The sequence below is a fragment of the Lentilactobacillus sunkii DSM 19904 genome (assembly GCF_001435575.1).
In the GTDB taxonomy this organism is placed as follows: Bacteria; Bacillota; Bacilli; order Lactobacillales; family Lactobacillaceae; genus Lentilactobacillus; species Lentilactobacillus sunkii.
Window position 1 is genome coordinate 169,256 of record NZ_AZEA01000002.1, and the last position, 13,874, is coordinate 183,129.

Annotated in this window: 16 protein-coding genes; 10 read left to right on the forward strand and 6 right to left on the reverse strand. The window is 37.6% G+C overall.

Annotated elements, in window-relative coordinates:
* Positions 1-150 precede the first annotated feature (150 nt).
* The 3 genes from FD17_RS02815 to FD17_RS02825 form a co-directional block, all read right to left on the reverse strand.
* Positions 151-771, reverse strand: a complete 621-nt coding sequence (locus FD17_RS02815; protein ID WP_057823426.1) for a hypothetical protein — start codon at positions 769-771, stop codon at positions 151-153.
* Positions 764-1,777, reverse strand: coding sequence for a DUF2726 domain-containing protein (locus tag FD17_RS02820; RefSeq protein ID WP_057823427.1), 1,014 nt, complete (start codon positions 1,775-1,777; stop codon positions 764-766). The genes FD17_RS02815 and FD17_RS02820 overlap by 8 nt, the downstream gene beginning before the upstream one ends.
* Positions 1,778-2,346: 569 nt before the next feature.
* Positions 2,347-3,834 carry a DNA primase family protein gene (locus FD17_RS02825; protein ID WP_057823428.1) on the reverse strand — a complete coding sequence of 496 codons (1,488 nt, stop codon included), beginning with the start codon at positions 3,832-3,834 and terminating at the stop codon, positions 2,347-2,349.
* A 416-nt stretch (positions 3,835-4,250) separates the two neighbouring features.
* On the opposite strand from FD17_RS02825, the gene FD17_RS02830 reads away from it, so the two are divergent.
* The 9 genes from FD17_RS02830 to FD17_RS02870 all read left to right on the forward strand — a co-directional run bounded on the left by FD17_RS02830 (position 4,251) and on the right by FD17_RS02870 (position 10,856).
* Positions 4,251-4,706, forward strand: coding sequence for a hypothetical protein (locus tag FD17_RS02830; RefSeq protein ID WP_057823429.1), 456 nt, complete (start codon positions 4,251-4,253; stop codon positions 4,704-4,706).
* Between the two features lie 32 nt (positions 4,707-4,738).
* Complete coding sequence (locus tag FD17_RS02835; RefSeq protein ID WP_057823430.1) at positions 4,739-5,179, forward strand: hypothetical protein; 441 nt, start codon at positions 4,739-4,741, stop codon at positions 5,177-5,179.
* 14 nt (positions 5,180-5,193) lie between these two features.
* Entirely contained in the window at positions 5,194-5,676 is a 483-nt protein-coding gene (locus tag FD17_RS02840; protein WP_057823431.1) for a hypothetical protein, read from the forward strand.
* Between the two features lie 54 nt (positions 5,677-5,730).
* A complete protein-coding gene (locus FD17_RS02845; protein WP_057823432.1) occupies positions 5,731-6,144 on the forward strand; it encodes a hypothetical protein in 414 nt (137 codons plus the stop codon).
* Positions 6,145-6,179: 35 nt separating this feature from the next.
* Positions 6,180-6,668 (forward strand): hypothetical protein, encoded by a 489-nt coding sequence (locus tag FD17_RS02850; RefSeq protein WP_057823433.1) that lies wholly within the window; start codon positions 6,180-6,182, stop codon positions 6,666-6,668.
* 134 nt (positions 6,669-6,802) lie between these two features.
* The gene (locus FD17_RS02855; RefSeq protein WP_057823434.1) at positions 6,803-7,075 is read left to right on the forward strand and encodes an AbrB/MazE/SpoVT family DNA-binding domain-containing protein; all 273 of its coding nucleotides are present in this window, start codon (positions 6,803-6,805) and stop codon (positions 7,073-7,075) included.
* Positions 7,069-7,407, forward strand: a complete 339-nt coding sequence (locus FD17_RS02860) for a type II toxin-antitoxin system PemK/MazF family toxin (RefSeq protein ID WP_057823435.1) — start codon at positions 7,069-7,071, stop codon at positions 7,405-7,407. Before FD17_RS02855 ends, FD17_RS02860 begins: the two co-directional genes overlap by 7 nt.
* A gap of 183 nt (positions 7,408-7,590) precedes the next feature.
* Positions 7,591-9,294: a P-loop NTPase family protein gene (locus FD17_RS02865; RefSeq protein ID WP_057823437.1), complete on the forward strand. Its 1,704-nt coding sequence runs from the start codon at positions 7,591-7,593 to the stop codon at positions 9,292-9,294.
* Between the two features lie 377 nt (positions 9,295-9,671).
* Complete coding sequence (locus FD17_RS02870; protein WP_057823438.1) at positions 9,672-10,856, forward strand: oxidoreductase; 1,185 nt, start codon at positions 9,672-9,674, stop codon at positions 10,854-10,856.
* A gap of 39 nt (positions 10,857-10,895) precedes the next feature.
* Here FD17_RS02870 and FD17_RS02875 read toward each other — a convergent pair whose 3' ends face one another.
* Both FD17_RS02875 and FD17_RS02880 read right to left on the reverse strand, forming a co-directional pair.
* Positions 10,896-11,798, reverse strand: coding sequence for a LysR family transcriptional regulator (locus FD17_RS02875; protein ID WP_057823439.1), 903 nt, complete (start codon positions 11,796-11,798; stop codon positions 10,896-10,898).
* A 47-nt stretch (positions 11,799-11,845) separates the two neighbouring features.
* Positions 11,846-12,439 (reverse strand): tyrosine-type recombinase/integrase, encoded by a 594-nt coding sequence (locus FD17_RS02880; RefSeq protein ID WP_057823440.1) that lies wholly within the window; start codon positions 12,437-12,439, stop codon positions 11,846-11,848.
* A 276-nt stretch (positions 12,440-12,715) separates the two neighbouring features.
* On the opposite strand from FD17_RS02880, the gene FD17_RS13410 reads away from it, so the two are divergent.
* Positions 12,716-12,979: an AbrB/MazE/SpoVT family DNA-binding domain-containing protein gene (locus tag FD17_RS13410; RefSeq protein ID WP_235803162.1), complete on the forward strand. Its 264-nt coding sequence runs from the start codon at positions 12,716-12,718 to the stop codon at positions 12,977-12,979.
* Between the two features lie 20 nt (positions 12,980-12,999).
* Here FD17_RS13410 and FD17_RS02890 read toward each other — a convergent pair whose 3' ends face one another.
* Positions 13,000-13,647 (reverse strand): Fic family protein, encoded by a 648-nt coding sequence (locus FD17_RS02890; protein WP_057823441.1) that lies wholly within the window; start codon positions 13,645-13,647, stop codon positions 13,000-13,002.
* Positions 13,648-13,874: the final 227 nt, after the last annotated feature.

Here is a 13,874-nt window from a genome sequence, read left to right on the forward strand (position 1 = left end):
TTTTTTCGGAACGATGAAATAGTGAGCCAATAATTTCTGAACTGTAATCAGACAATATTCCAAACACCACGAAGATGTATCCGATAAACGTCCACATATTCATATTCCATACACAATCAATTAATTCTTTCATTTTGTTTATTCCTTCTTCTATTTATTTTTTATCAGGTCACGAGTATCAACGCCAATATAGCTTTGTCCAACATATCGAATTGCTTTGAAGATTTGAAGCTTAACATGCTTCTGTCTGATACGTCTTTGACTAATAAGCGAGATCAAAGCCTGTTTAGCATCTCGATAATCCCGAAAATATTCTGTTTTAGTACTCCCAAATATCGGTTGCGACTTTTCTCCATAAGTAAACGTAATTACGCGACCATTAGTATATGTCCCGATGAAATACATATCCTGATGGCTCCTGATCGTTATTGCGAGATACTCATTTTGTTCACCAATCCCCTTACTAGGAAAATTACATAGTTGAAAAACTTCATGCACATCAGCTAACCCATAATCCATCATGTCTGAATTATGATGAGAATAGCATTGACTCTTTGCCTTGAACGAAACAATCTTACCGATACTCTTATCTTGTCTTCCTGGTAAAACTTTAATTAGTCTCTGCACCCAGACATGGTCAGTTACCAATTTGCCTTGCTGATCTCGAACATTTTGAACTGCTGTTGTTGGAAATCCGTCTTCATCGGCACCATAAGCGCTGATCTGGCAAATAAAATCCCGGTATCCGACATTTGCCAGGTGCTTACGCATGAATCCGCCCCTGTGCTTTCTTGGAACATGAACTTAGATCTATGGCATCCAATGAAGCTTTAACATTATCACGAATTTGGTCTTCACTTGTACGATTTTTCTCAGGTTCATACAGATAAATCAGTTGAATACCATTATCATCACAATACTGTTTCTTAATCCTGTCATGCCTTTGTGTTGTCGTTAATTGATCTGAATTATAAACCGTAACTAAGTGTTGTCTTCCTTGATACTCAATCGCAATTAAAGGTTCCTGATCCTTGGAATACAAGATAAAGTCGAACGAAAGGACCTTTATATCTTTGCAACCCTCAAAGGAAACTTGCTCTTGGAAACTCATCCCATATACCTTCAAGTAATCATGAACCGCTCTTTCTCCATGAGAAGCATTGAAGCAATAGTAGCAGCAGTGCTGCTGATCTTTATCAAGAACACTATGAGGGATAACCATCATGTCTTGTTGGCAATTCCGATGGTAAATCCTGACTGTTGAATGTGTATCTTCATAAGGACCGTCTAAGATATACTCCCCATCTTTCGGGTACTTCTTGTTCAATTTTTGGATAAATGTGCCACCGTCCATCGGAATTTTATCATTACATATAGGACAACAAGTCTTACCGTCAAAACAACTACGCGCCGTCACTCGAAATTCGTGATCGCACTCATGATGATAAAGTAGGACCTCATGGCCTTCACGGATGTACTCACTTCGAAGCTCAAATTTGCCTTCATTCGCAAACTGGTCATTTATATGATCAATCAGCCTTCTACTTGTCCACTTCTTCCGATCACCACAATTCGGGCACGGATTATAATGTTTGGTTTTTCTGGGCTTGCATATTGTGTGAGGTGTCGTTTGCCATTGAGCATGGCAGCTATTACAGACTAAGGTTGTCTCCCGCTTAAAGGCGTGATAATCAGATTCGCTAAGAATCGAGATCCTATTGCCCGTTAGTTCTTGCACCCTTCTATTTGCTTCTTGAAAAGTAATGATCGTACCCATAACATGAATCCTCCTATCGTCTGTTATCACCTACAAAGTGAATGCATGAACGTTGTAGATTGATTATAATCGCACACTTTAAATAATCAATATCTAATCTAATGGTATAGGTATCGCTTATATATTGAATCACTATTGTGCCAGTTTATGACTAGTTATACTCTTATATTCCATGGGTGTTATGGATTCTAAAGCTAACCAAACAATTGCTAATCAGTTACAACAATTGACACTGACCACCTTGACCACCAAAAAATTCAATCAGGTACACACAACATACAAATATAAATACTTTTAAAATTTGTCATAAAAAGTAATGGTATCTATGGTCAACCCGACGAGTAACCACCTTAATTCAAGGTAATCTGATGGAAAAATAAATTTGGTATAGTTGGAGATGAATATGGCTTGCTTTGCTTCTTTTTAGGCACATAGGTCGAACCATCAATATGTGGTTAACCTTGGTAATAGAGAGGTATACTCTTCGCCTTTACGGCGAAGAGTACTATGAGCCGCAGGCGAAATAGTGCCCAGGAGCAAGCTTGCTTGCGGGCCGGCAGGCCAATGTCTTATTCTCTGAGATACCCCCGCAGATAATGGCCAGGGCTTGTTTTTCGCTTGGGTTTGAATCCTTTCTTCTTGGTCAAGATACTTAAGAGTTCGTTTTTGCTAAGGACTTTCATATTATGAACACGCGACCATTCACTGTAATTACGACTTAGCTGTTCGCCTGATAGGAAATTCCCTTTCCAGAATGATTCTCGATCATCCAACCAGCTGCCAACAGAATCATTTGAAAGAATCCAAGCTTTAGTGGCTTTTGTGATATCGGGTGTATTCCCAAATGCGATCCCCGATTGTTCCTTTCTCGCTCGCATAAACTCCTGAAGGCATTGATGAACAAATGCTGGCCGTTCATTTTCAATCTGATCGGTGGGATGCTTTTTCTTGAATGCCTTGTTAATTTTTGGAGCAATTACTGGCAAAATTTTGAATCGTCTCAAAACACCAGTATCGTTGAGATCGTTTAACTGTGGCAAAACATTGGCACTAAAAAGCATTTTCGCATGGTTCTTCATCTGAAAGCCATCAGCCCCTTTAAACTGAATAAACATGGTGTCTTCGCCAGTGGCACCCTTAAGAAATTCCAGATTTGTCATGACTGTTGAATCAATGTCGGCAAAGATGTTTAAGTCCTTATGATATAAACCACTCGTGTTGAACTCTGAGCGACCTGATAACTGCTTGAGTGACAATGCTGAGGTATTACTGAACCCGACACACTTTTCAATATAATTGAGCAGGTGCGACTTACCATGTCCACCCTCTGACTGAATGATCAAGATGATCTGTGAATAGTCATAAGAGCGGTAGAAACAATATCCAATGTATGCCATTAGGAATTGTACGTTTCCTTCACCTACTAGATCGTTGAGCCATGAAATAGTGTGTGGCGTTTCCTTTTTTTGTGTGTCCAAAGCATAATCATGGGAGCTAAGGATATAGTCTTCCTTTTTTGACTTCTGGAGCTTGCCGGTATTTAAGTTGAATGTTCCATTCGTGAAGGCAACCAAATTTGGATCACTCTTATCAAAGGGGTTATCCAAACCTTTGTCGTCATAGGAACTGGCTTCTATAAATTCAGTAATTGTACTAGAACGCTGTTTATTCCACTGAACTTCATAAGGATCTGTTTCATTCACTAGCTGCTTCTTAATGTGACGCTTCATTTCTTGCCCTTTAAACAACTTCCAAGCCCCTAGTCTGGAACTATACCAAGCACCCGTTTGTAGTTGTGAAACACTGTGGTAAGAATGCTTTTTGAGGATATATTTTGCTAATAATCGTTCATTGATTATCGGTTCTAACTTTTTGTCCTTAATTTCTTGACCTGACATCTTAAATGAGATCCAAAAAGGTGAATTCTTATTTGCTAATTTTACATAATTATCACCCAAGGTTTCCCAAGCTTTACGTCCATGTTTATCAATATATTTGTCAGTCTTGTCACCTTCATATAAATGTAGTTTGACCTTTGTCCATTTCTCTTGCTTCACGTTAAAACTCCAATTCTAAAATTATTCGGTTTTTCCATACTTTTTAAATACTTTTATTCTGAAAAATCCGTATCAATACTTTACCATACTCAAATTATAAATAGCAACCCCATCATCATATATTTTTTTGCGTACCCTTTTAACAAAATAATGTTCGAGGTTGAAGATCACAATAAAAAGCTCAGCAATAACTTGCTGAGCCTTGACATAGGCGCTATGTGAACTCTCACAATAATGATGATGAAGTGATGATTGAGTACAAAGTTATCCTAATTCACAAAAAAGTGTGTCCCTGAACAAACTTTTTTCACAAAAAGATAAAATATTCATTTTATCTATTCCTAAGTAGATATATAATTAAAATGTTAATCCAGCAATGGCATTAACTAATAGTAAGCAAAGAGGGAATTACATATATGAAGAAATGGAAAGTGTTGTTGGGAACAGTAGCTCTATCGCTGGGACTATTTTTTGCTGTTGGTAGTTTAAGCAGTGTAAGTGCGGCAACATGGCACAATGAAACTCCCACTGTATTACGTGGTAAATGGGAAACCAAGCCCTTTAAAGTCCGTTATTATTATGATGATGGTCATAAGGGTTGGGGGCAAGCATCATGGGGCTATCACATTACAAAGCATCATATCGGTGGTTGTGAATTACAAACCGATTTGTTAACTGGCAAGGTTACTAAAACCAATAGCTCTGGCCCATATTATCACATTCATTCCTATAGTAATTTTGCTGAAGGTTCATATAAAGTCGACAAGATTAAACGGCTGTCTAGGAACAAACTATTAATCAAATCAGGTAATAAGAATCGCGTTTACTATCGGGTTAGACATTTTCATATTTATGCCAAGCCTTTATCTTAATATTGTTTACTTTAAAGGAATGAGGAAACCACATGAAAACTAAAACAATGATCGCAACAGCAATATTAACAGCTGGATTAGGAATTGGTGCGTTGACCACGACTGCTAATGCAGCGAGTTGGCATAAAGGTACACCTTCTGCACTACGAGGACTGTATCAATATAAGCTCCCTAAAAACTCAGCTTTAGGATTTGGAACTTTCGTGCGAATTACCCGAAACAAAATTGAAATTAGTCAGTCGGGAATGTCTGCACGTGTAATAAAAAATGTTACATATCATAAATTCGGAAAATATTATCATATCCACGGTCATCGGATCCATATGGGTATGTACAATAGCGGCAATGAGAACTTAGTCATGTATCGAAAAAATAACTATTTTGCTTTCAGAGGGTATAAGCATTTTGTAACTTCTGGATTTTATGGGGCGCACTATGCAAAGAAAACAAACCATATCAAAGAAAATGGATAAAGAGGATTATAAGAATGAAAACTAAAACAATGATCGCAACAGCATTACTCACTGCTGGATTAGGATTAGGTGCGGTAAGTACGACTGTTAATGCAAAGGCCACAACAATACCCAAGAATATTCGGGGAACATGGTATCACAAGTATCCTTATGATCCTGCCTTTAATACAAACCCATATGTCACGAAGATAAAAATGTATGCCCACTCAGAAACAATCAAAGATGGAAATAAAAAATCATTTATTATAGGTAAGAATCATCTAATGGGGAACAACTTTAAATCAAAGTTTCGCTTTAAAGGTGGTAAATATCATATTGTCACTGTTCATGTGATAGGAATGGGCGATGCCCCTGCGTACATTTCTGCACATATTAGAATTAACGGACATAAGCATCATGTTTTGCTGGAAGCCCCGCAACAGGGTCATACATTTGATGTGTTTACACATTTTAAGCCCACAAAAAATTATCACATTCAGGGAACAATCAAGTATTAAATATCAATCTTATTGAGAATCTGTTTCACAAATCACTTTTAAAGGGGTAATCGAATGAAAACTAAAACAATGATCGCAACAGGACTGCTAACTGCTGGATTAGGATTAGGTGCGGTAAGTACGACTGCTAATGCAGCAAGTTGGCATAAAGGTACACCAAGTGCATTAAGGGGCAAGTGGAAAACCAAGCCGTGGACTCAGTCTGGGTATAAATATGATTATCGCAGTTTTATATCTGCACATAAGATTATTTCCGAAGTACGCGGCTTAAACGGCGGTCCAAGTGACATGGCTGCGCCAACAGTGCAACATGCAAGGTATAAATATCTAGGGAACCATCTCTACAAGTTCAAAGGAACAAGTTTGGGAACGTCACCAAGTAGCTGTTACATCAAGTGGAAAAGTCACAATCATATTGTGATCAAACCTTGGTCAAACAACAAAGTGTTCAGTTATTATCGTTACTAGATAAAATTTGAATTTTATATGTGAGGAGAATGAATTTGAAAAGAATTATATTGGGGATTTTAGCCACCTCTGGAATGGCATTGGGCTTGGTTGGAAACAATCAGGCAAGTGCAAATAAACAGCTTAAATCTGCCCCAGTTTCTATTAGAGGAACTTGGTACCATTTTTATGGTAAATACTACGGAACAAGGGCACATATGAACAAAATGGTCATCGGTAAGCATTCGCTTACTGAGTACTCCAATGGTCATACTTACTACTACAAGGGCAGCAAATTTGGTGTTGATCAGTATAGAGAAACGATACGATATAATGGATATAAAAAGCACTACTATTATTTCCACCACTTAGTTACATTTGGAGATACCCCAGCATATGCTCCTGCACACATGAAGGTAGCTGGCAAATATCGTCATGTATTGTTAGAGTCTCCACAACAAGGTCCAACACCGATTTACACTAGATTTAAGCCATCAAAGGTTTATCAAATTAGTGGGCATTATCTTGGCAGCTATTTCTATTAATATTGTAATTAGGTGAAGATAAAATCACAGTTTTATCTGAATGAATTGCAAAATAGAAATAGTTTGTTGTTTTTGTTGACTGAGGTAGATACATTGTATATACTTTACTCATAAAGAGTAAAGGAAGTGTTCTTATGTCTCAAACCTTAAATGAAGATGGCAAAACAAAATTATCCAAATGGGGTAATTCAAATGCTACCAGAATACCACGGAACCTAATTGAACAATTGGGTTGGAAAGACAATGAGAATCTATCGATAAATATTGAAAACAATTCTTTAGTTCTAAAGCCCCTGTCTAATCGCCCTGCCAATATCCATGAGCTATTCGCTGGTTGGAAGGATGATGGCAAACGCGACACCGAACTGGATTGGGGAGAAAGTAAAGGTAATGAGCTGAAATGGTAAGACAAGGCGATATCTTTATTGTGAACTTTAACCCCAGTAAGGGGCATGAACAAATGTCACAACGACCAGCAATTGTATTGAGTAATGATTTAGTTGCTGAAACAAGCAATATGACAATTGTTGCACCAATTAGCAGCACTTCAAGGCACTATCCTATGTATCATCGGTTACAAACAACGACGAAGGTGTATGGACAAGTTCTATTAGATCAAACTACCGCATTAGATCTACGTGCTCGTGGCGTTGATGATAATAGCGTCGTTGAACACATATCTCGGCAAGAACTTGAAGACATCATTTACCAATATAGTTTGTTATTTGATATTGGGTGATGAAATCACGATTTTATTCATAACAAAGCAAACACAAAAATGGCTCTCGACATTCATTGTCGGGAGCCTTTCTGATGGATAAAATTGGGATTTTATCAGGAATATTGATTCCATTAAGGGTGATAGATGTATAATAAATATGTTAAATATTGATAGGGTATATTAATTATTGGAGGGATTAGTTTGGTAAGAAAAATACATTGGAAAAATATTCTGTTAATTGGGTTTATGGCAATTATTGGTTTTATGACATTCAGCCCAAACTCTCAAAGAGTTCTTGCAAGTTCACAAGGCCAAATGTCTAACCTTGGTACTACTAAAGGGACTCCAACAACAATTACGCCTAAGCTTGCAAAGATTCCAACTGATGATAAGCAGAACTTGGATACATCTGCACATATTGTCAATGGAAATCATATCAATTTGCAAACAGGATCTTTTTTACTTCAAGAAATGCAAGCGAAGTATATGTTGGACAATATATGGACTACCCAAGTCCCCAGCGTTTTAAATAAAGCTGGCTCAGATGAGGGAGAGAATTGGACGGGAACTGGTCATACTCGCGATGGCATTACAGGTGAGGGGAAAGATGGAGCAGGCGTAACATATACATTCACAGATGGAAAGCTCTTGATCGTACCCGATGACTCAAACATAGTTTCACAAACTGATACGCTTTGGAATGCTGCTTATTACACAATTGACGAACACCACATAATGATTAAATGTATGGGTGGAACTTGGGACGGTACAAAGAAAATGGATGATAATACATACACATACTTCTTTGTAACAGTCACAGGACCTTCTAGTATCAACGTTAAATTCATGCCATTTTCTGGTCATTATGATGGTCTAGACTACATCCATTTCCTAATGGATCTAGATCTTACCGAACAGGAGACGAAAGGTACAAACATTGACAATCCAAGTAGCAAAACAACTGATAAATATACTAATGTGATGGCATTCAACTTACCTCCACGCCATTCAGATGATGCGTCAGAGCCTTCATGGCAAGTATATATTCCAACTAGAAAATTAAATAGTTTTACAAATCAAATATTTTCTAAAAACCAAATTATGAAAAAACAGTTAGCTATTGCCAAACGAGATCCATGGCATGTTCAACAGAAGATCGAGACCGATGCGTGGCAAGAAACAAACGGCAACTTCCTTAAAAGCCTATACGATACATTAAAATCTGTGGAAAGCCCTAAAAGTATTTCGAATTTTAAAAAAGCTGTTAATATAATGAAAGCCCCTAATCCAGAAAAGGACTACCCAAAATTCAATAAGTTCATTAAGAAATACAAGAATAAACATCCTAAAGCATATAAACAAATTCGTTCATTTGAGAAGAAACATCCAAGCAGTATCACCAAAGAACGAATGAAGTTAGAGCCGATGACAAGGATACAACGATCGCAAATCGAATCGTTAAAAGAATATATGATTCAGTATGCAAATGCAAAGCTGAGTAAAGGTGATTACGACTACAATAAGCTTAATAAAATTAGTTCAAAACTTGATACTGTATTGCGAGGCAAGGCTGAGTTTAAAGAAACCTTTGATAAATACATGAGAGGTTATAATATCTTAAATGATGTTATATCATTTGAACGAGCCATTGTATATGTTGGCGAGAGTCAAAATGACCCAGTTTCATTCATTAATAATCAACGGGACTTAGAGTCATTCCCTGTTCAGAAAGTTGAAAGTCAGAATATAATTAATGCTTTCGCACAAGCTTATCAAATTAATAATAAAACTAAGTCAGGTTATATTGAAATGACCGCTCATGTAAAAGAAAATGGCTATCCAATGTACATCACAGTCCAACAAACAAATGATGCACCAGATGGTCTCGTTCCATATACTTATTAGGGTTATTTCAATTTAGAAATGAGAAGTGTTGAACCAAAACGGGCAACGCTTCTTTTTTTTGCATGGTTGGATTTAATGAATAGCGCGCATCTAATCTCAAAAAACATATGAATTTTGATTATACTAAAAAAGCCCGAATTCAATTCGGATTTTCCTAGTGATTGCAAATATTTGGAGCGATTGAACTCCGTATAGGATTGTAACACATTTAATTGCCATTAGATATTCGAGGCAATCCCCTTTTTCTATAGGATTCTTTAACCCAAAATGACATATGGGGTTGAGCAAAAGTAGACGAAAGTGCAACTTTTTGATAATTTAAAGCGCTTACTTTACATGTTAATATAATCACATACAAACAAGGAGGATCACTGATAATGAAGAAAATACTTGATAAAGTAACATTAAAACATGGTGCAGTTCTGAACGATCGACTTGTGATGGCCCCGATGGTCACATGGGCAGGAAATGATGATGGAGACGTCACTCAGGAACAACTCGATTACTATGCAGCTCGATCTCAAGTTGCTGGAATGATTATTACCGAAGCAACGTATGTCGACCCAGCAGGTATAGCATTTAAAGGACAAATTGGAATTTCATCAGATAAATATATCTCAGGATTAACGAAGTTAGCTGATGTAATCAAATCACATGGTGCGAAAGCAATACTTCAACTTCATCATGGCGGGCGTCAAGCTGCTGTTTATTATGATCGTGGAGGAAGTCCAGTTGTTCCAACCGAGAAAGATTATCCTTTCATAGATTATCCAGTCAGGACAATTACTGAAGGGGAAATTTTGAGGGTAATCAAAGAATTTGGTGAGGGAACTATTCGTGCAATTAAAGCAGGATTTGATGGCGTTGAAATTCATGGTGCTAACCACTACTTATTACAACAGTTCTTTTCTGCATACTCAAATGAGCGGACCGATTGGTACGGAGGATCACTGGATAAGCGAATGAACTTCATTTTAGATATCATTTCTGAAGTGGAGAAAGTTGCTAAAGAGTACGCAAAGCCAGACTTTATTATTGGGTTAAGAATTAGTCAGCAAGAGATTCATGGAGAAAATTACGGCTTTGGTTGGGAAGATAATTGTGAATTTATCAAACGACTGAATTCTACTGCGTTAGACTATTTGCACATTTCGGCAATGGGTAATGCTGTAGATGGTTGGAAAGCACAACCAAACGATAAAGATGCTAGTTTTACAGAACTATATGCAAAGTCAATTGATCCAAGCATTAAACTGATTGCATGTGGTGATATCCTAACAGTTGAGGATGCAAAAGAGGCTGTACAAGTTGCAGATTTAGCTGGATTAGCAAGAGAAGCGCTAATGGATCCGAAGTTTGGTAAAAAGTTGCACGATGGTAAACCAGAAACAGTTGTATCAAGAATATCAAAAGAACGATTACCATTGCTTAAATGGCCTTCAGGATTATATGATGTAATTATCAAGGGCGAAGGATGGCAGGGGGATATCCCAAAACACGGTTATGTTACGGATGTACCGATGCCCGGCGATGAAGAAGTTGTTGAATATCAAAGAAACTAGATAACTAAAAGCAACGGTCCAATTACAGGATCGTTGCTTTTAGTTTGTTAATTTGTTAGTTGTTTTCTGCATAATATCCATTAACATTGGTGATAATAACTTACTATTATCATAAACCCAGCCTAAAACAAATCTATCGTCTACCAAGTTTTCGACACTTATGCTTGGCAACTTTTCCAGTGGAGAATAGACAGAAAATTTGGTTTGCCAGTCACGAGCGAACGTTACAGCATTCAATTCACGAATGGATGACATTATTGTCCATGGATCACTAGTTCTAAGAACAACATCTAATGGGCCGCACAAATACTGAAGTTGTCGGAAGATATTTTCGTTATAAGGATCATCAAACAGCACAAACCTTTGTTGCCGTAATTGGGTGGTCGTAACTTGACGACAGTTCTTCAATTCATTATGTGCAGATGTAAATAATCGAAGATGACCGTCATGAACGGGGCGGAATGCCAAATGTTTGATATCATTATGACTATAATCATTGATCGCTGCAAAGCCGAGATCAACACTATGATGAGCAACTAAATCGACCACGTCAGCAGAAGAGGTCTGTATAAGATTTAGTCTGAAACTCATATTTTGCTTTTGCATTTGAATGTACTCATTTAAAAACGGCTTTAAGATTGTATTTGCAAAAGCAACCGTAAATACTTCTTTCCTTTTTACAATTCCTAGATTGGATGCATAGTCCTTAAACTTAGACGCATTATTTGATATCTGTTTGGCAAGTGGTAAAAGCTCCTCTCCTTCAGGAGTGAGTTGTGTACCATTGCGATCCCTTTCAAAAATTTTGACGCCAAGCTCTTCTTCAAGTTGAGAAATTGACTTACTAAGTCCTGACTGACTAATATGTAATGCATCAGCAGTGTTCGCCAAAGTTTGATATTTTGAAAGTTCAACTACATAGATTAATTGGTCCAAAGTCATGTTAGTGTCTCCTTTTGTCTTTACGGGGCATTAAATTAAAGGCACAGTTAAATCCCGATGCTGAAGTGATCAAGTGAATTGTCAATCTCATCCTCAGTGATGCCGATGTAGCGTTTCGTAATTTGTTGTGATGAATGATTGAAAATCTCCATCAATGTAGCAATATCATGCGTGCGCTTGTAATAATGGTAGCCGAATGTTTTGCGCATGGTATGTGTGCCCAAGTCATCACGGCCCATCTGTTTACCCAACACCTCGAACATTCGGTAAACGCCATTTACAGTCAAGTGTTTGGATCGATCTTTGTATGATGGAAACAGCCAATCATCATCCGATTTATCAGCAATATATTCATCGATTTGTTCGGCAAGGTTTGATAAGTTTAATTTGCGACGTTTGTGAGTTTTTTCTTCCACTATATAGGGCTTTTTGGTATTTCGAAATTCACCAACTTTTCGAACGACAATATCGCTGGCACGGAGCCCCGTATTAATTCCGAACAAAAAAAGTAATAAATCACGTTTGCCCATTTTGTTTTTGCTCAAAAAGAATTTTGCAGTTTCAATATCGGTTTGAGTGCGCAAAGGTTGGACGTTTAATTTTTGACCTTTATTAGTATTATGCTTTTTAGTTTCCATCATTTGATCCACCTCGATTACAAATTCATTTTACACTAACGCACGCTTACATTCAATACCGTGCGTTATAACCAGTGAAAATTTAACGCACGGTTCCGAGGATAATCTCGTTAAACCGTGCGTTAGAAATGAATCGTTTTAAGAAGCCTGATTTAACGGTAAATGTTACGCACGCTTTTACCCAAAAGCGTGCGTTAGCATGTCAGATACTTGCCTATATATTTTGCTTAGGAAGAAGTTGTCATATAATCTAAATACACAGCTGAAGGAGGAAACGTCATGAATAAAAAAATATTTGTTACTAGAGTATCTTCAAACAACCAAGTTACGATTCCAAATACAGTTCTCAAAGCTTTACATGTCAATCCATCCGATGAAATTGAATGGACTGTAGAATTGAACGACCTAATTACTGTAAGGAAAGCATCCCCACAAAAGAACGACTTCTGGAAAGCAGTTGATGCACAAGAAAGAAAATACGGCAGTGTGAATACTTCAGAAATCAACTGGGGAAAAGACGTCGGCTCAGAAAAACTAGAATAATACAGTCACTCATTCTCGGCTTAATTATCAATTGCCACCACACAATACATCTTCATCCAGTCAATCATCCTATTAGGGTTGCCATCCATATAATATTGGCTTAACAATCGATTGAACATATCAAACTGCTTAAGTGGAACATTGATCAAGTGATGTCCTTTGCCCAGCAGGATAGCATTTGCTGCCACGATGGCTGTTCGCTTATTGCCATCCCAAAACAGCTGTGAGCGCATCAGATAAAGCATCAGCTCCAAGGCAGCATCAAGCAATGAACGCCCCTCACCCATCACATTGATCAATGACCGTTGGACTGACTTTTCATCAGGAATGGGAGGAATGTAACTGACTCCACCGATTTGAACACTGCCCGTGCGAAGCTTACCCCACTCAAGTGACTCATCCTTTGCAACAAAACCATTGATTGTTTTGATGGTTGAAAGATTAAAATCGGGTTTTGTGTTAATAATGTAGCTCCAGGCATCCCTTAAGTTGGCTATTACGAGTTGGTCGTCATCTGAGACGGCTTGAAGCTTGTTACCTTGTAGCAACTCACCCACCTGGTCGTACGTAGCATGAATATCTTCAAATTGAGCTTCCGAGTAAATCAGATTAATCAGATTGGACTTTATGAACTGAATATTATTATGTATGTTTGCTTTGTGCGTCATCCTTTAATGCCTCCTGAATATAGTGGTATTCGTCATTTTATGGGAATAATTCTATGTGACAAAACACCTGCAGATACTTATTATCACCATAACAAATTTAAAAGCTTCAATTTTTTGAAGCTGCAATATTTAGAATATCTAACATTCATGTCCAACCAAAGCTATGCACCCTGAAAAGCGGGGGTACTTTCCTCGTTTGTTCAAAGCATGATCAGCTAATATGTGGT